The 17,613-nt window shown below is 56.2% G+C and carries 17 protein-coding genes; 7 read left to right on the forward strand and 10 right to left on the reverse strand.

Features of this window, described 5'->3' with window-relative positions:
* Positions 1–108: 108 nt before the first annotated feature.
* Positions 109–1,122: a putative solute-binding protein gene (locus tag ABNH10_RS12900; protein WP_349386321.1), complete on the reverse strand. Its 1,014-nt coding sequence runs from the start codon at positions 1,120–1,122 to the stop codon at positions 109–111.
* 288 nt (positions 1,123–1,410) lie between these two features.
* Here ABNH10_RS12900 and ABNH10_RS12905 point away from each other — a divergent pair, with 288 nt between their 5' ends.
* Positions 1,411–2,799: a cytochrome ubiquinol oxidase subunit I gene (locus ABNH10_RS12905; RefSeq protein ID WP_349386322.1), complete on the forward strand. Its 1,389-nt coding sequence runs from the start codon at positions 1,411–1,413 to the stop codon at positions 2,797–2,799.
* The gene (locus ABNH10_RS12910) at positions 2,799–3,797 is read left to right on the forward strand and encodes a cytochrome d ubiquinol oxidase subunit II (protein WP_349386323.1); all 999 of its coding nucleotides are present in this window, start codon (positions 2,799–2,801) and stop codon (positions 3,795–3,797) included. The genes ABNH10_RS12905 and ABNH10_RS12910 overlap by 1 nt, the downstream gene beginning before the upstream one ends.
* Positions 3,798–3,932: 135 nt before the next feature.
* Here the strand turns inward: ABNH10_RS12910 and ABNH10_RS12915 are convergent, their stop codons facing one another.
* The 3 genes from ABNH10_RS12915 to curR form a co-directional block, all read right to left on the reverse strand.
* Entirely contained in the window at positions 3,933–4,622 is a 690-nt protein-coding gene (locus tag ABNH10_RS12915; protein WP_349386324.1) for a type 1 glutamine amidotransferase domain-containing protein, read from the reverse strand.
* A 79-nt stretch (positions 4,623–4,701) separates the two neighbouring features.
* Positions 4,702–5,859, reverse strand: coding sequence for an iron-containing alcohol dehydrogenase (locus ABNH10_RS12920; protein ID WP_349386325.1), 1,158 nt, complete (start codon positions 5,857–5,859; stop codon positions 4,702–4,704).
* 108 nt (positions 5,860–5,967) lie between these two features.
* Positions 5,968–6,576: a TetR family transcriptional repressor CurR gene (curR, locus tag ABNH10_RS12925; protein WP_349386326.1), complete on the reverse strand. Its 609-nt coding sequence runs from the start codon at positions 6,574–6,576 to the stop codon at positions 5,968–5,970.
* Between the two features lie 198 nt (positions 6,577–6,774).
* Between curR and ABNH10_RS12930 the strand changes: the two genes are divergently transcribed.
* Together ABNH10_RS12930 and ABNH10_RS12935 are read left to right on the forward strand one after the other, a co-directional pair.
* Positions 6,775–7,695 carry a glutathione S-transferase family protein gene (locus ABNH10_RS12930; protein ID WP_349386327.1) on the forward strand — a complete coding sequence of 307 codons (921 nt, stop codon included), beginning with the start codon at positions 6,775–6,777 and terminating at the stop codon, positions 7,693–7,695.
* 11 nt (positions 7,696–7,706) lie between these two features.
* Positions 7,707–7,922, forward strand: a complete 216-nt coding sequence (locus ABNH10_RS12935; RefSeq protein WP_349386328.1) for a VF530 family protein — start codon at positions 7,707–7,709, stop codon at positions 7,920–7,922.
* Between the two features lie 138 nt (positions 7,923–8,060).
* Here the strand turns inward: ABNH10_RS12935 and ABNH10_RS12940 are convergent, their stop codons facing one another.
* Together ABNH10_RS12940 and ABNH10_RS12945 are read right to left on the reverse strand one after the other, a co-directional pair.
* Entirely contained in the window at positions 8,061–8,951 is an 891-nt protein-coding gene (locus ABNH10_RS12940) for a haloalkane dehalogenase (protein WP_349386329.1), read from the reverse strand.
* A 263-nt stretch (positions 8,952–9,214) separates the two neighbouring features.
* Positions 9,215–10,168, reverse strand: coding sequence for an aldo/keto reductase (locus ABNH10_RS12945; RefSeq protein ID WP_349386330.1), 954 nt, complete (start codon positions 10,166–10,168; stop codon positions 9,215–9,217).
* A gap of 217 nt (positions 10,169–10,385) precedes the next feature.
* On the opposite strand from ABNH10_RS12945, the gene ABNH10_RS12950 reads away from it, so the two are divergent.
* On the forward strand, positions 10,386–11,291 hold the full coding sequence (locus tag ABNH10_RS12950; RefSeq protein WP_349386331.1) for a recombination-associated protein RdgC: 906 nt from the start codon (positions 10,386–10,388) through the stop codon (positions 11,289–11,291).
* A gap of 95 nt (positions 11,292–11,386) precedes the next feature.
* On the opposite strand, the gene rloA3 is transcribed toward ABNH10_RS12950, so the two are convergent.
* On the reverse strand, positions 11,387–11,953 hold the full coding sequence (rloA3, locus tag ABNH10_RS12955; RefSeq protein ID WP_349386332.1) for a retropepsin-like aspartic peptidase RloA3: 567 nt from the start codon (positions 11,951–11,953) through the stop codon (positions 11,387–11,389).
* A gap of 221 nt (positions 11,954–12,174) precedes the next feature.
* On the opposite strand from rloA3, the gene ABNH10_RS12960 reads away from it, so the two are divergent.
* Entirely contained in the window at positions 12,175–12,888 is a 714-nt protein-coding gene (locus tag ABNH10_RS12960) for an esterase/lipase family protein (RefSeq protein WP_349386333.1), read from the forward strand.
* Positions 12,885–13,100 (forward strand): DUF1653 domain-containing protein, encoded by a 216-nt coding sequence (locus ABNH10_RS12965; RefSeq protein WP_349386334.1) that lies wholly within the window; start codon positions 12,885–12,887, stop codon positions 13,098–13,100. The genes ABNH10_RS12960 and ABNH10_RS12965 overlap by 4 nt, the downstream gene beginning before the upstream one ends.
* A gap of 168 nt (positions 13,101–13,268) precedes the next feature.
* On the opposite strand, the gene ABNH10_RS12970 is transcribed toward ABNH10_RS12965, so the two are convergent.
* From ABNH10_RS12970 to hslO, 3 genes are all read right to left on the reverse strand, one after another.
* Positions 13,269–14,561, reverse strand: coding sequence for an NAD(P)/FAD-dependent oxidoreductase (locus ABNH10_RS12970; protein WP_349386335.1), 1,293 nt, complete (start codon positions 14,559–14,561; stop codon positions 13,269–13,271).
* Positions 14,562–14,825: 264 nt separating this feature from the next.
* Complete coding sequence (locus tag ABNH10_RS12975; protein WP_349386336.1) at positions 14,826–16,367, reverse strand: phosphoenolpyruvate carboxykinase; 1,542 nt, start codon at positions 16,365–16,367, stop codon at positions 14,826–14,828.
* Positions 16,368–16,725: 358 nt separating this feature from the next.
* Positions 16,726–17,580, reverse strand: coding sequence for an Hsp33 family molecular chaperone HslO (gene hslO / locus ABNH10_RS12980; RefSeq protein ID WP_349386337.1), 855 nt, complete (start codon positions 17,578–17,580; stop codon positions 16,726–16,728).
* Positions 17,581–17,613 lie beyond the last annotated feature (33 nt).

A 17,613-nucleotide genomic window follows, 5' to 3' on the forward strand; every position in this document is an offset into this window, starting at 1 on the left:
TTTTTCGCGTCGTGGAGCCGCTATTGTGTGGGGCTGAAGGCGAGACGGGAAAAGAATAAAACGCACCGCCGCCAGAATAAATGGCGACGGTGTGAGAGAAGGGAGGGCTTATTCTTGTGGGTTTACACACTCCGCCCGTGATGGCTCCTGTTTGCAGCGTACCTTGAGCAGCAGGGACATCATCTCTTTGCTATAAACCCCTTTTTGGGTCAGCTCAATCCGCGCGTCGCGCATCATTTCGTCGTAGCGCAGCTTGCCTTCCTTGGGAATACGAATCCACCAACGCTCAGCGATTTCGTTGCTGGCGTTATCGATTAGCTTCATGGCCCGGTCAAACTGACCGAACATATAGGCGCGGGATTTTTCGCCAAAGCCGTCAGGGAATTTTTCATGCTTGAGGATAACCTGGGCGCTTAGCTGGCCGAGCACATAATCCTGAATGCCACCATCGGGGGCCATGCCTTTATAAAGCTCAAGAGCGGAGTAACCCATCACTGGGGCAAAGCAGATATCGACAGAGCCATTGTTGAAGCGAGTGGAGAAATTGGTGATATCCGACATAACCGGGGACATGCCGACGCGGGAGGCCATGCTGGCCTGGGCGCTGTCGTATTCTAGTACCGCGATGGATTTACCCGCCAGCTCTTCCACGGTGTCAATTTCCCGGTCCTTGAGGAACAAGAAAGCAGCACCAAGCGGGACAATGCCCCCCACTTCATAGGGGCCGGAAACCAAATGTTTGTTAACGCTGGGGCTGTTGCTGGCAATTACAGCGATGACGGTTTTCATTGCGTCGTAGCTGGGAATAGCGCCGATAGAGTCCATGCTGCCGGTATATCGGTTGAACTGGCGACCACGGATGCCGGTGAGAACGGCAGCATCACATTGCCCGGCTTTCAGGTCTTCGGAAGCAATTTTTTCATCGGTGTAGGGTTTCAGCTCAACATCTACGCCCCACGCTACGGCGGCGGTTTTATAGTCGCGCATGATATTGAAGGTGTCACCATTGGCGCCGATGAGGTCAAAGACACAGAAGGTGCGCTTGGTTAGCGCCATGGCGTTGCCGCTCAGGGATAACATGGCTGCGGTGGCTAGGGCTACCAGCCCCATTCTTTTTTTCATGGAGTGCTCTCCGAAAGTAAACTTATTTGCATGACCCGGCTGGACTGCCAGTTTCATGAAGTGCATTTTGTTGGCTAAACTGAGTTCATGCTGTGCATAACGTGTTGTGGGCAAGGCTGCTAAATGTTGCGGGTGTATACAAAGTGTTAACGGCTGTTGGTTCTTGTTGTTACCTTTACATTTGCTTGGTGCCTGACATGGACCTTTTGTCTCATTTACCTTGAAGGCCCCTGTGCTACTGTTTGCTTAACTAGGTTCCGTCACTGACTAAGGGAAGGAGTTGCTTCGGTGGAATTTGATCCGTTCCTGTTGGCCCGGCTGCAGTTTGCCGCCAATATCAGTTTTCATATCCTGTTTCCTACTATCACCATTGGCCTTTGTTGGGTGCTGTTTTATTTTCGGTTGCGTTACACGATCTCCGGGGACAAGGCTTGGGAATATGCCTATTTCTTCTGGGTAAAGATTTTTGCCCTCAGCTTTGCGTTGGGTGTGGTGTCCGGTATCACCATGAGTTTCCAGTTCGGCACTAACTGGCCGGGTTTTATGGAAAAGGCGGGGAATATTGCCGGGCCATTGCTAGGGTACGAAGTGCTGACCGCGTTTTTTCTTGAGGCCTCGTTTCTCGGCATCATGCTGTTCGGTAAAAATCGCGTTTCCAATCGCCTCCACCTGACGTCCTGTGCGTTAGTGGCTGTTGGCACCAGTTTTTCCGCATTCTGGATCCTCAGCCTTAATTCCTGGATGCAGACACCCACTGGGTTCCGCTTGGAAGACGGCGTTTTTTACGTGGATAGCTGGTGGACGGTAATATTTAATCCTTCGTTCCCCTATCGTCTTGCACATATGTTTAATGCCTCTCTCCTTACCGCCGCGTTCCTGATTATGGGGGTTAGTGCCTGGCGGGCCATGCGTAAGGTGGATGGCCCGGCGACCTGGAAAGTCATGCGCACGGGCGCGCTTATGGCTGCCGTGTTGGCCCCATTGCAGGTCTGGATTGGCGACCTTCACGGCTTGAATACTCTGGAACATCAGCCGGCCAAGATCGCTGCTATGGAAGGGGTGTGGGAGACCGAGAGCAATGTCCCACTGACACTATTTGGGTTTCCTGATGAGGAGGAGCGTACCACCCATATGGCTCTCAAGGTGCCTGGTCTGGGCAGCCTGATCCTCACCCACGAATGGGACGGAGAGTTGAAAGGGTTGAACGATTTCGATGGCGATCATCCGCCGGTGGCACCGGTGTTCTGGGCTTTTCGGGTCATGGTTGGTATGGGGGTGCTGATGGTGTTGGTCGGTTGGTGGGCCGCTTGGCGGTTGTTCCGGCGACGCGATGAGAACCGGGACGCCCAAATATGGTTATTGCGAGCGCTGTCAGTGATGACATTTGCGGGCTGGGTGGCGGTCCTGGCGGGCTGGTATGTCACTGAAATTGGTCGCCAACCGTGGATAGTCAGTGGTCTGCTGCGTACCTCCGAGGTGGTGGCGGATCACAGTAGCGCTACGGTCATGGGCACGCTGCTCGGTTATGTGTTGCTGTACGTCTTTTTATTGGTGTCTTATATCGCGGCATTGCGTTACATGGCCACCAAACCGGCACGCTCCTTGTCTCTGACGCCACAACAACGAGCCATGAAAGCTGAACAGGCCGACGATGAACAAGCAGAAGGAGAGGTGTGATGGATCTTGAGTATTGGCTTCCGCTGTTCTTTGCCGGCGCCATGGGTTTGGCGTTGCTGATTTATGTGGTGCTCGATGGCTATGACTTGGGGATCGGCTTGCTATTGCCGTTTGCCAGTGAAGAAGAAAAAGATGTGATGGTGGCCGCCATTGGTCCGTTCTGGGATGCCAACGAAACCTGGATTGTATTGGGGGTTGGTATTTTGCTAATTGCTTTTCCTCAAGCACATGGGTTGGTGCTGACGTCTCTCTACTTGCCTGTGACGCTGATGTTGATGGGGCTGATTCTCCGGGGAGTGTCGTTTGATTTCCGCGTCAAGGCTGGTGACAAACATAAGAGCAAATGGAACGCGCTGTTTGCGGTGGGTTCACTGATCGCATCCGTGTGCCAGGGCTGGATGCTCGGGGCCTTCGTTACCGGCCTCTCCGGTGACGCCACTGGCACCTTGTTTGCGGTTCTTATCGCGTTGGCGTTACCGGCTCTCTACATTATGTTGGGTGCCTCCTGGTTGCTGATTAAGACCGAGGGCGTGCTGTTCAACAAGGCGGTGCGCTGGGGGCGGCTGGCGGTGCTGCCCATGGGGGGCTTTCTGTTACTGATTTCCATTGCCACGCCCCTGGTCAGTGCAACCATTGCAGACAAATGGTTTACCCTCCCCAATGCCCTCGGCCTGATGCCCATTCCGATTGCCTCAGCACTGGCCTATGCTGGACTGATTTGGGTATTCAATAGCCGCCAGATTCTGGATAACGGTTATGGCTGGCTGGCGTTTCTGTCACTGATCGTGATGTGCGTGTTGGCGAGTATCGGGCTGGCCTACAGTTTATTTCCGGATATTGTGCTGGGCAAGTTGTCGATTTGGGAATCGGCTTCGGCCACGAAGTCATTGTTGTTCACGTTCTGGGGGACGGTGATTACATTGCCGATGATTCTTGGCTATACGTTCTTCATTTATCGGGTGTTTCGCGGTAAGGCAACAGACCTTAGTTACGAGTAATAAAGGCGGGGAGGCAATGCCTCCTGCGATTAAAAGCGCGCCTGCCGACCACCGCGGCCGCCAATTGGCGGTTTGATAAAATGAGCCTCATGTGAGGCTCATTTTTTGTGAGTTCCTGGGGCCGGGCAGAGGCATTTAATGGCGGCTGCGGTGATCCAAAAGGTCCAGTATTGCTTTAGCTCCAGCTTCGGATGAGGCGGGGTTCTGCCCGGTCACCACATTACCGTCTGTGACTACATGGCTGGCCCAGTCCTCCCCTTTCTTGTAGAGCCCACCGTTAGCTTTGAGCATGTCTTCCACCAAGAAAGGAACCACGTGGGTAAGTTGTACGCCCTCTTCCTCACCATTGGTGAAGCCGGTAACGGTACGGCCTTTAACCAGTGGTTGGCCGTTGTGGCGCGTGTGACGGAAAATCGCCGGTGCGTGGCAGACCGCGCCCACAGGTTTGCCCGCATCGTTAAACGACTCAACCAGGGCAATAGAGGTGGCATCTTCTGCCAAGTCCCAGAGCGGGCCGTGCCCGCCAGGATAGAACACCGCATCAAATGCATCGGCGTGTATTTCCGCCAGAGGCCGAGTGTTGGCCAGTGCGGCTTGAGCCTCGCTGTCCTGGTTGAAGCGGTCCGTGGCTGCGGTTTGTGCGTCCGCTGTGGCGCTGTTTGGGTCGAGAGGGGGCTGGCCGCCTTTGGGCGAAGCCAGGGTAATCTGCGCGCCGGCATCTTTGAAAACATAGTAGGGTGCGGCGAACTCCTCCAGCCAAAAACCGGTTTTATGGCCGGTATCGCCCAGTTGGTTGTGGGAGGTAAGAATCATCAGAATATTCATTGGTTGATCTCCGTTCTGTGATTTCACCATCACCCCGGGTCGGGATGATGGTGTTGTAAAGGGAGTGCTCGCGCCCTTGTTAAAGGCTGGCGTGCAGTACTCGGCGGCATACCTCAGGGGTGACGTCGTTGTGTTCCCCCAGAGCCGTCATGCCATGCGCTTCAAGGCTGTCGATAAGCGGCTCAATGTGCTCGGCAGCCAATTGATAGTCCGCTAGCCGGGTTTTCACGCCTAGGCGTTCAAAGAAATCACGGGTTTTTGCAATGGCCAAATCCGCCTTCTGTTCATCACTGCCTTCGCTGATAGCCCAGACCCGCTGCGCGTACTGCACAAGTTTGTCGCGTTTTGCTTCCTTGCGCTCAGCCAGCATCGTCGGAAGGACTATGGCTAAGGTTTGAGCATGATCCAGGCCATGCAGGGCCGTGAGCTCATGCCCCAGCATATGTGTGGCCCAGTCCTGAGGAACGCCGGAGCCAATCAGGCCATTCAGCGCTAGGGTGGCCACCCACATTAGGTTAGCGCGTACCTGATAATGTTCTGGTTCCGTTAAGGCCTGCGGGCCGATTTCAATCAGCGTTTCCAGCAAGCCTTCCGCGAACCGGTCTTGCACGGGAGCGTCGGCTGGATAGGTCAGGTATTGCTCAACAATATGAACAAAGGCATCGACCACACCGTTGGCCACTTGCCGGGGCGGCAGGGTGTAGCTTTTAGTGGGATCCAACACGGAAAATTGCGGGAACACATGCTCACTGTGGAAAGGGAGCTTCGCGTGCAGCGACTTGCGCGTTACTACGGCCCCCTTGTTCATTTCCGATCCCGTGGCGGGCAAGGTCAGTACCGAGCCGAAGGGTAGGGCGCGGTGAATATTGCTGCCGCCCTTGAGCAGGATGTTCCACGCATCCCCCTCGAATAGCGAAGCCGCCGCGACAAACTTGGTGCCGTCGATTACGGATCCTCCGCCCACAGCCAGCAGATAATCGATGCCATCACGTTGTACCACGCTCACCGCTTCCATCAGGGTTTCAAAACTGGGGTTGGGTTCAATGCCACCAAAGAGCTGTACGCGACGATCGCCCAACGCCGCTTCCACTTCGGTCAGGGTGCCGGTGCGGCGCGCGCTTTCGCCCCCAAACAGAATCAGCACGTTGGCGTTGGCGGGAACCAGGGTGTCGAGAGCCGCAATTTTTCCTTCGCCAAAGGCGATACGAGTGGGGTTGTAGAAATCAAAGTTGTTCATGATGCGGTATCCTTGGTCGGTGATGCATTTAAATTAGACCGGTCGTCTATTGGTGGTCGGTAAAAAAGCCCGCTAAACCGCGGGCCTGTGACGTTCTGTGCTTGTGTGTTAGCGAGCGAGCAGGTTTTGGGTCAGCGTCATGGCCTGGTTCATGGGCTGCGCATTGCGGTGCAGCTTAGTGAGCAGGCTGGCGCCCAGCCATAATTGATAAAGGTTGCCTGCGGTTTGATGAGCAGGTTGCGGGTGTAGAGAGCCATCGGCAATGGCGGCGTCGATGCAGTCGGCAATGCGTGAAATGATTTGCTCGGTGCCATCACGCAAAGTGAGGCGCATGGCTTCAGAGAGGTCGGCAACTTCGGCGCTGAGTTTGACCACTAGGCAATCACCTAGGCCGGTGGGGCCGCAGTAGTTTTCTTGCCAGTCGTGCCAATACTGCATCAGCCTGCCGATGGCTGGAGTGCCGTCATCGGCAAAACGGTAATCCAGATCCTGCAGGTAGTGGGTAAAGTAATCTTCCAGTAAGGCTTGGCCAAACCGCTCTTTGGACTGAAAGTAATGGTAGAACGACCCTTTCGGTACACCGGCGGCTTGCAGAATGGCGCTCAAACCCACAGAACTGAAACCGCGTGCAGCGAGAATCTCGCGGCCAGTATCCAGCAGGTGCTGGCGGGTATCGCGATGTTTGTCAGGCTGTGGCGTGGCGACGTGTGCGGTCATGGCGGTTATCCTAACAGTAAATTAGACCGGTCGTCTAGGGTGCAGCCCGGCGTACAACAGGAGGATGACGCACCAGCAGCAAAGCGTTTCGCCCATTATGGCGTTTCCAATGCAAGGGGAACGCAATGCGCGCTTGACCTTCACGCCCGTGGGGACGAGGCTTGCCGGCACATTGTTGGCGTAGCATAGGATGCCTTTATGTCGGAACTGATTCTACACCATTACACACTCTCGCCGTTTTCCGAAAAGGCCCGGGCCATGTTGGGCTATGCGGGCCTAGAGTGGCAGTCGGTCACGGTGCCAGAAATGCCGCCGCGGCCTAAACTCGCGCCGCTGGCGGGTGGTTATCGGAAAATTCCGGTGGCTCAAATCGGCGCCGACATTTTTTGTGATACCCGCACGCTGAGTCGCGAAATTGCCCGGTTGGCAAACAAGCCTGAGTTGGTCGTGGAAAATTGCAGCCAAGAGGTACAAAACTTTGTTAGCGAAGTGGACCTGTCGATTTTCCTGGCGTCTATTGTCACGGCAGGGAATCTCACCCTGTTGCGCCGGGTTTTGAAAGAATCGTCCTTACTGGGTCTGGGGCGCCTGCTGGTGGACCGGGTAAGAATGGGCAGTAAATCGAAAGTGAAGACGGGTAGCCCGAAAACAATGCGGCGCCAAGTGGCGGCGCACCTAAATCATATGGAAACTTTGCTAACAGGGGATTTCCTGTTTGGCGATACTCCCAATGCTGGGGACTTTTCCGCCTATCACAGCCTTTGGTTTCGCCGCGATTTAGCGGGCCGACTGCTAGCCAGTAGCCACCCGAAAGTGGATGCCTGGATGAACCGAATGCAGGCTTTCGGTCAGGGCTTACGAAAGGATATTGGCGCCGATAAGGCCTTGGATATTGCACGCCAAGCCGAGCCGCGGGCTCTGCCGGTACAGGTTGAGCAAGCCCCCTTGCTCGGACAATCTGTGCGTGTAGCCCCGTGCGATTATGGCCGTGATCCCGTATTGGGCGAGCTCTGCTATTGCGATGCCAATACTCTTGTGTTGCGCCGTAACGACCCGGTGGTGGGGCAGGTTCATGTGCACTTTCCCCGCGAGGGTTACGTGTTGTCCAAGGCTCATTGAAGGGGATATTGATGAATCAGCCGAACAATCCCTTGCATGGCGTCACCCTGGAAACGGTGGTGAAGCGCCTGGTTGAACATTATGGCTGGGAAGAGCTGGGTGATCGCATTCGGATTAATTGTTTTATCAGTGACCCCTCAGTGAAATCCAGCTTGAAGTTTTTACGCAAAACCCCCTGGGCGAGGGAGAAAGTGGAAGGGTTATTTGTCGACACCTTTTCCCCGTGAGCCGCGCTGACCACGATAGGCATTAGGTCAATGAACCTGGCGACGTAATTCGACATAGCAGGCAAGCCGTCTGATCGCCAAAAAGAGGGGATTCCCGCGGGCGGGCACCCCCTCCATTCGATGTCGCGGTAGCCTTAATTAGTCCATGCCTGCCAGCAAATTATTCACGGCTTGGGCAAACTGCACCGGCGAATCCTCCTGCAAGAAATGCCCGCCCACCAGGGTTTGGTGTGGTTGCCCCTGGGCGCCGGGAATGCGTTCTTGCATGTATTTATCCCCTCCGCGGGTAATCGGGTCGCCGTTGCTGAAGGTCGTCAAGAACGGCTTTTTCCATTGCTCCAACGCCTTCCACGCTGCACGGTTAGCTTGCGTGGCCGGGTCGTTCGGTGTCACCGGCACCAGCTTGGGAAAAGCACGTGCGGCGGTTTTGTATTTTCTATTGGGGAATGGCGCCTCGTAGGCACGGATTTCGTCGGGGCCGAGTTTGCGGAAAGTGGCGACATTGAGAATGCGGGAAATTGGCAGTACCGGGCTGTGGATCGCGAACGCTTTCCAAATATGGAACGCCTTTGGGGCCTGCTCGTCTCCGGTGGGCAGCATGCCGTTACCCACCACAATGGCGCGGAATCGGGATTCGTTCTCCGCGGCCATCCGCAGCCCAATCAGTGAGCCCCAGTCCTGGCACACTAAGGTGATTTCGGTGAGCTCTAGCTGGTCGAGCAAGGACTTAACCCAATCCATGTGGTTTTGGTAGCTATAAGCATTGATGTCCGTTGGCTTGTCGGATTTACCGAAACCGATCAAGTCCGGTGCGATCACCCGGTGACCCGCCGCCGCACAGATCGGAATCATGTGCCGATACAGATAGGACCACGTTGGCTCCCCATGGAGCATCAGAATGGGCTTGCCGTCGGCTGGGCCCTCATCCACGTAATGCATGCGTAGCCCGCCCACGGTTACGTAGTTTGGTTCGAAAGGGTAGTCGAGCAGTCGCTCGAAGCGGGAATCCGGGGTGCGCAAGTAATCCATGGTCGATCCTTTTTGAAATTAAGGCGCCGCTAAAAAGCGCCGTGAATGCTGGGCCTTAAGCGAACATCGGCTGAACCCCGTCCCTGGGAAAGGGCGCCACCCGCCCGTGAAGGCAAGAGACAACCGCTGCACGCGTAAGGCCACGTTAAGCACGTAAGGCGTTTTTCAGTGGCTCCCTGATAACGAAGTGTGGGAAATCAATACCAGTAGATGCAGATACCGGTCACGTCGTTACAGAATACCCTCGATTTTTTTTGCTAGCGTTAATCCTCCCAAAGATTGGCTAAGGTGTAATCGCTGCCCGGTTGTGCCCAGAAACCACCGTCCACGTAGCGGCGATGCTTGTCCAGTGAGCGAATGGCATCCATGTCCTCGTCGCTGAGGGCCAGTTCCTCGGCAGCCAGATTTTGTTTTAGGCGCTCCGGGTTAACCGATTTGGGGGTTACCGCTGTGTTGCGATGTAGTGCCCAGCTGATCAGCACCTGGGCCGGGCTGGCACGATGGCGATCAGCTATTTCATTGATAATCGGGTCTTCCAGCAGTGCCGGTTCGCCCTCAGCTTTTAAGCCAGCGGGGCGATCGGATGAGCCCAGTGGAGCATAGGCAGTGAGATGAATGCCTTGTTGTTGGCAGAAATCGAGCATGCTCTGTTGTTGCAAGTAAGGGTGCAGCTCTACTTGATTCATGGCGGGTTTGCGTTGTGCCTTGCTCACCAAATCCTGCAGTTTTTTTACGCTGAAATTTGACACGCCGATCTGCCGAGTCAAATTGTTGTCCACCAGCGCTTCCATGGCCACCCAGGTGGTTTCCACTGGTAAATCTTTCAGTGACACCATGTCGTCGGCAGATTCAGGAAAGGATACGCCCGGCTTCAGAGCGACCGGCCAGTGCATTAGATAAAGGTCGAGATAATCCAGCTGCAGGTTACGTAAGGTGGTTTCCAGTGCGGGCTGAACATCCTCGGGGGCATGGTCACTGTTCCACAGCTTTGAGGTAATCCACAATTGTTCGCGGGTTACTGTGCCGGCGGACAATACATCGCTCAGGGCTCTGCCGATTTCGTCTTCGTTGCCATAAATATGGGCACAGTCGATATGCCGATAACCCATTTCAATAGCGCTTTTGACGGCGTTGTAGACCTCGCCGGGCGCGGATTTCCAGGTGCCCAGGCCCAGCATGGGTAAAGTATCACCATTTTCGAAAGTCAGCGTTTTCATGGTCTGCTCCTGTTAAGCCTGTATGTATTTGCGTTCTGGTAGTGGGACTTTGCCAGTGGCGGTTGGGTTCCTGATGAATCCTGGTTTGATTCCCGGCAGGCTGGGGTGCTTCCCTGCTTGAGCCGCCCTCGGCATTTCGCTACTGTGGCCGACCGGCGTTGGCCGCCCTCATTATCGGCAGTGCCTTTTCTCTCTGCCCCTGCTTTTGGAAAACTCTATGTGGATCAAGAACCTGACTGTCTTTGTGGGTGAAGAAGCCTTCCCCTGCTCCGTGGCCGAACTGGATGAAATTCTCGACCAGAACCGTTGCCAACCCTGTGGCTCGCAGACGGAGCGCACAGAAGGGTTTGTGCCGCCGCTCAAGGGGCAGACCCCCATGGTCTACGCGGTGGACGGGTTTATCTTTTGCACCTATCAAGAAACTGCTCGCTTGTTGCCCGGGCCGGTGATCAAGGAACTGTTAGATGAAAAAGTGGAGCACATTCAGCAGGAAGAAGGTCGCAAGGTTGGGCGCAAGGAAAAGGCTGATCTTAAAGAGCAGATTACCTTCGAGCTGATGCCTCGGGCTTTTACTCGCTCGCGCCGCACCTCCTTGCTTATCGATACCGAGCGCAAGCGGGTAATGGTGGACTCTTCCTCCGCCAGTCGCGGTGAAGAGGTCATCGCCTGCCTGCGTAAAGCCATCGGCACCCTGCCCGTAGCGTACCCGGCGCCAAACTCGGCTCCTTACACAAGCTTTAGCAATTGGTTGCGCGATACCAAACTGCTGCCGGAAGGCTTCACTCTGGGAGACCGTTGTGAGCTGAAAGGTATCAAGGATGAAGGGGCCGCAGTCAAGTTCACCGCCGTGGACCTAGGGCAGGAAGAAATTCTCGCACACCTGGAAACGGGCATGGTCGCCAACCGTATCAACTTGGCTTGGCAGGATTGGTTAGAGCTGGATATCAACGACAAGCTGGAGATCAAGCGTATTAAGCCGCTGGATCTGCTACAGGAAAACATCGATGCACTGGACGCAGAAGACGCGGTAGCCGAATTGCAGGCGCGTATTAGCTTGCAGGGCAAGGTGCTACGCGACGCCATTGACAGCCTGTACGGTTATTTTGAAGTGAATCCGGCTTAACCGCCGTTTCGCAAAGGCTTTGCCCGCGCTCCCTATTCAGGGGCGCGGGTAAGTAATGCGTTTAAGCATTTGATGACAGCGATGAGCGGTGCTGCTCAGTCCTCAATGTCTTTATCGTCCTGTTGGTCTTTATCCATTTTCACCGGCGAATTCTCATCGCATTGGGGTGAATGCTGGAAGGTCTGTGTCACGTCCAGATAGCCCAAGTGAGAAATGGTGCGCCGACCGAGAAGAACCGGATAAATCATGTCAGACCGGTCATTCAGGGTGAACTGTTCTTCATACACGGTGTTGCCCATGCAGACCTTCATTAATACCACTGGACGACGCTCGGTGCCGCCGGCACCCCGAATTACCACTTTACGGTAGCGCGGCTTCTCGAAGGTTTTTTCCACTTTTTTACCGGTGGCCTCATCCATTACATCCACGGTAAAGCGCACCCAGTCGTCGCCATCTTTCTCGAAAACATCCACATCGGTGGCGTGCAGGGAAGAAGTGAGCGCGCCGCTGTCGAGTTTGGTTTTCAATTCCACGCCCCAGGGCATCAAAGTGGACTTCTCCACCCAGCCAAATACGTTCTGGCTGCTTGGGGGGGAGGCCATGGCCATGCCCGTGCTGCTGAGTAATGAGGCAGTAATGAAAGCGATAAGTCCTTTTTTCATGGGCGCTCCTTGTTGGTAAAAATAGATTGCGTAAAAAGGGTGAGTGGTCCGACCCTGCTGGCAAAGTATGACTGTATTTACTGCAGACCGTTCCCCAGCGAATCATTGACCGTCTGGCTGCTGCCTGTCGCCAATCAGCCATCCCCACCCCTCTCAGACAGGTTACCATTGTTCCATAATGCGCCGCTGCTGAGGGCGCCGGAACAGCCGGAGGGCCAGTAATGACACCTGATATTGCACCACCATCGATCAAGCTGCTGGTGGGAGAAAGCCGCGCAGCGTGGGCCTATGGGCGCTACTTATTGCGCGGCTTGGAACACAAGAAACTGCCGTTAGGCAAAAGACAGCCCGTGATAGTCTTGCCCGGTTTTGGTGCCAGCGATCGGAGCACTCGGCCTTTGCGCATGGCCCTGGGCAAGCTGGGTTATAGCGTGTATGGCTGGGCTCAGGGCACGAATCTGGGCATGAATAGCAAACGTAAAAACCTGTTAGTTACCCAATTGCAAGAGATCGGCGCGCGCCACCAGCAACCTGTCGCGCTAGTAGGTTGGAGCTTGGGCGGGGTGTTTGCTCGAGAACTGGCCCGAGCCTTTCCTGATCTGGTGAGCCAGGTATTTACTCTGGGCAGCCCCATTAATGGTGATCCGGACGCCAATAATGTGTCCACGCTTTTTAGCTGGTTCAATCCGAATCGGCCTCCAACGGACAGGGATGCCTTTAATCAACGTATTGCGGCCCCCCCAGTGCCGTGCACAGCCATTTTTACCCGTGAAGACGGCATCGTGGCTTGGCAGTGCAGCCAGGAAGAAAGCGGGCCAATGACCGAAAATGTTGAAGTGCAGGGCACCCATGTGGGGCTACCGTGGAATCCTCAAGTGCTGGCGGCCATTGCCGAGCGTTTGCCGCGCAGTCCGCTACCAGGAGATTTGCCATGAGCGAGTTGCAACCTGGTCGCTACCGGCACTTCAAAGGCAACGAATATCAAGTGCTTGGTTTGGCAACCCACTCCGAGACCGGCGAAACGGTTGTGGTTTACCACCCACTCTATGGGGATCAGGCCCTGTGGGTGCGCCCGTTGGCCATGTTCACCGAAACGGTGGATAGGGACGGAAAGGTACAGCCCCGCTTCGCTCGGGTTGGGCGGTGAGTTGAAGGTTTCGAGTTCATTGGCGGTGAGAATGTGGCGAAACCAAATGAATGGCTGAAAGATGCCGCGAGGCAAATTGAGAAGCCGCACCCGGTATCGGCGCGGCTACCACGGAGCTGTTGCCCATCACGGTCAGGCCGCGTTGTAGCCTGCAGCATGTGGCCTCTCTTAATGTAATTTCAATCTTGGCCGTACCAGTTTGTTAAAGCGCCCGGCAATTAACAGCATGATAGTGCGTGGCCAGCCGTAAAGCGCGGCTTGGTGCATGCGATACAGGCTGATATACATCATTCGGGCGAGCCAGCCTTCCACAAAGAAGTTGCCGCCTTTCAGGTTGCCCATCAGCATGCCTACCGAGCTGTAATTGGACAGTGATACCAGGGAGCCGTGGTCTTTGTATTCGAAGGGCCTCGGGTCGCGGTGCATCAGCAGCTGTTGCAGACTGCGGGCGGTATGCTGCGCCATTTGCTGGGCGGATTGGGCCCGTGGCGGGATCGGATTTTCGGCGCCTTCCGGGATCAAGAAGGCCGCATCACCGATAATGAAAACATTCTTTTGACCCTTGGCCTGGAGGGTTGGCTCGACTTCCACTTGGTTGATACGGTTGGTGGTCAGGCCCTTTATCTGGCTCAGCCATTCCGGGCATTTTACCCCGGCGGCCCAGACCAGCAGGTCCGCTTTGATCGGATCGCCTTCTTTAGGCACCAATGCTTCAGGGGTTGCTTCGGCGACCATGGCGCCGGTGCGCACATTCACGCCCAGGCCTTCCAGTCGTTTGGTAGCGGTGGCGGATACCCGTTCGCTAAGGGCCGGCAGAATGCGCGGCGCCGCTTCAATGATGTCCACCTGTAAATGTTTTCGGTCCAGGTGCTCATGGCCGTAGAAGTTGAGCATGCTCACGGCATGGTGAAGTTCCGCGGCCAGTTCCACTCCGGTGGCTCCGCCGCCCACGATGGCCACAGAAACCGGTTTGTTTTCGTAGTTGGCGTGCAGGCAGGCGTTAAGAAACCGTTCACGGAATCGCTCTGCTTGGGCTCGGCTGTCCATGAACAGGCAGTTGTCGCGAACGCCGGGGGTGCCGAAGTCGTTGCTCTGGCTGCCGGTGGCCAACACCAGATAGTCATACCGCAGCTGTCGTTCCGGGAGGACTTCGCTGCCATGGACATCGTGCAGTGGTGCCAAGGTCAAGGTTTGATCGGTGGTATCGACTTGGGTCATGGTGCCGGGCTCAAACCGGTAGTGGTTAAGTTTGGCGTGGGAGCGGTAATCCACGGCGTCAAGATCAGCGTCGATTGCGCCAGTGGCCACTTCGTGAAAGCGGGGCTTCCAAACGTGGATGCTGGACGAATCCACCAGGGTGATATCGGCTTGGCCATATTTGCCGAGCTTGGCACCGAGTTTGGTTGCCAGCGGAAGACCACCGGCACCACCGCCGACAACAATAATTTTGGGTTTGCTCATTGGGGCTCCTGTCAGGCTGCCGACCTTTGGGGGAGAGGGCAGTCAGTCAATCATATTCATGGGTGTGGGAACAGGGTTAATGAGGCGGGCCCTTGTGGGGCGTCATTCTGCCTTGCGCGGCAGAACGGATGCTGAGTTCAGGCTGGGTGGTAGGCCGCTTCTGAACCGGAGGCTTCCTTGCGTCTTTCCCGGCGGGCGGGTTTGCTCGTCGGGCGACAACGAAAAAGCCCGCCGGTGGCGGGCTTTTTCGTGGATCCTCGCCGCTTAGGTCTTGGGGCCGGCCGCGCGAATTTCGTCGGACACATCAGCGTACTTGTCAGCGAAGTTCTTCTGGAACTGTTCTGCCAGGTCGCGGGCGCGAGCTTCGTAGTTTTCCGGGTTAGCCCAGGTGTTCTTGGGCTGCAGCAGATTGCTATCGACACCGGTAACGGCTTTGGGCACGTCCAGGTTGATGATGTCCAGGTGTTCGGTTTCGGCGGTGTCCAGTTCGCCGGACAGGATCGCGTTAATCACGCCACGGGTAGTGGGAATGCTAAAGCGCTCGCCTTCGCCATAGGGGCCGCCAGTCCAGCCAGTGTTCACCAGGTATACCTGGGAGCCGAATTCTTCCATGCGTTTGATCAGCAGCTCGGCGTATTCGCCGGCACGACGGGGGAAGAAGGGGGCGCCGAAGCAAGTGGAGAAGGTGCTTTTGATGCCGCCGCCCGAACCCATTTCGGTGGAGCCGACCAAGGCGGTGTAGCCGCTCAGGAAATGGTAGGCTGCCGCTTCCTTGGACAGTTTGGCCACGGGCGGCAGAACGCCGGTCAGGTCGCAGGTCAGGAAGATGATGTGCTTGGGCTCGCCCGCGCGGTTTTCTTCAACTTTCTTGTCGATGTTTTGCAGCGGGTAAGCAGCCCGGGTGTTCTGCGTCAGAGAGACATCAGTGTAGTCGGCAGTGCGATGGTCATCGATGATGACGTTTTCCAGTACCGCGCCGAATTTGATGGCGTCCCAGATTACCGGCTCGTTTTTCTGACTCAGGTCGATGCACTTGGCGTAGCAGCCGCCTTCAATGTTGAAGACCACATCTTTGCCCCAGCCGTGCTCGTCATCACCAATCAGATAACGGTCAGGGTCTGCGGACAGGGTGGTTTTGCCCGTGCCAGACAGGCCGAAGAACAGAGCCACATCGCCTTCTTCGCCGACGTTGGCGGAGCAGTGCATGGGCAGCACGTCTTTTTCAGGCAGCAGGAAGTTCTGTACGGAAAACATGGCTTTTTTCATTTCACCGGCGTAACGCATGCCGGCAATCAGAATCTTGCGCTGGGCGAAGTTAAGAATAACGCAGCCGTCGGAGTGGGTGCCGTCACGCTCCGGGTCGCACTGGAAGTTCGCGGCATGCAGGATCTGCCATTCTTCCTTGTTGCGGGCGTTGTACTTCTCCGGACGGATGAACATAGTGTTGGCGAACAAATTGTGCCACGCGGTCTGCGCGGTCACTTTCACGGCCAGGTAATGATCAGCGTCAGCGCCGACGTGCAGGTGGGAAATAAAGGCATCGCTTTCAGCAACGGCCGCGGTCACACGGTCCCACAAGGCGTCGAATTTATCACTGTCGATGGGACGGTTAATGGCGCCCCAGTGGATGTGCTCGCTGGTGCTCGGCTCGTCAACGATGTACCGGTCCATCGGTGAGCGGCCGGTGCGATGACCGGTTTCCACTACCAGGGCGCCGTTGTCGGCCAGGCGGCCTTCGTTACGCTGAACAGCCAGCTCTACCAGCTGGGCCGGGCTGAGATCGTTATAAACAATTGGATCTGTCATGGTTATTCCTGGGCTTGTGGCCGTGCGGTTGCAACGAGTATGGCCGCGCAACCTTTAAGTTCGCATTGCGGATACACAGTGCCGGTCTCGTGCCCGGATCTAAGACCGGACAAGACCAATAAGGGACCAGTAGTGGCGCCACTGATCAGCACAGGCGCGCGATTATGCCAGAAAAGGGAATCAGTGGCGATTCCCCTTCGGACTGTGTGGTCACGGCGGCAGGGCCACCCTTTTAATGCGTCAAGGCATGCGGCGCCGGGAAAAGGGGCAGGAAAAATAGGAAGCAAATACGATGTGGGCGGCTATTTGCCTCGGGCCGTCGAGGCCAGGAGTCGCGGGCTAGCCATTCCTGGTATTCCTAACGGTTTTCTCTGATCATTTCCGCCAGATCCACGGAATCAAAGTGTTCCTGATGGCGGCAGAAGTCGCAGGTCAGCGTGACTTCCCCGTCTTCCTCCAGCAATTGCTGTAATTCCTGATTGCCCAGGGAAATGAGTGCATTGCGGTTACGTTCCCGGGAGCAGGTGCAGCCAAAGCGCAGAGGTTGGGCGTCGGGCAACTGGGGTGGGGTGTCGTGAAACAGTCGGCGCAGGATGGTTTGGTCATCCAGGTTTAGTAGCTCTTCCATTTGCAGGGTGCTCGCCAGCGCCTCTAAGTGCTCCCACATCAGGGTGTTGCCGTCGGTGGTGGCTAGCTGGTTGGGCAGGCGCTGCAGCAGCAGGCCGGCGGCGCGATTGTTGCCGCTGGCCAGCCACAGCCGGGTGGGCAGTTGTTCGGATTGTAGGAAGTAACCCTGCAGGCATTCGGCAAGAGTGTCGCCGCTGAGCGGTACGATGCCTTGATACTGGCGCCCCTGATCGGGGGTGATGGTGATCACCATGGTGCCTTCACCGATCAGGGTCTGAACGTCGCCGTGGCTCCAGTCTTGGTCGTCGCTGTGGCGGGCCAGGGCGCGCAGCTCGCCTTCGTGGCTGCATTCGGCCAGTAGCAGGGACACCGGTCCCTTGCCCTGGGCCTGTAGAGCGAGCCGGCCCTTAAATTTGAGGGTGCTGGCCAGCAACGCCACAGCGGCCACGGCTTCGCCGATCAACCCCTGCACCGGCAGTGGGTAGTTTTGTCCTTCTATAATACGGCTAACGCTGCTTTCCAGTTGCACCAGCTCACCACGAATGTCGGAGTCGGGGAAAAGAAAGCGCTGTTTGTGGTCTTGCATTATGAGGTCCTGAGGTTGGGCTGTTGCGGTAAA

This window comes from Alcanivorax sp. (assembly GCF_040119285.1).
Taxonomy (GTDB): Bacteria; Pseudomonadota; Gammaproteobacteria; order Pseudomonadales; family Alcanivoracaceae; genus Alcanivorax.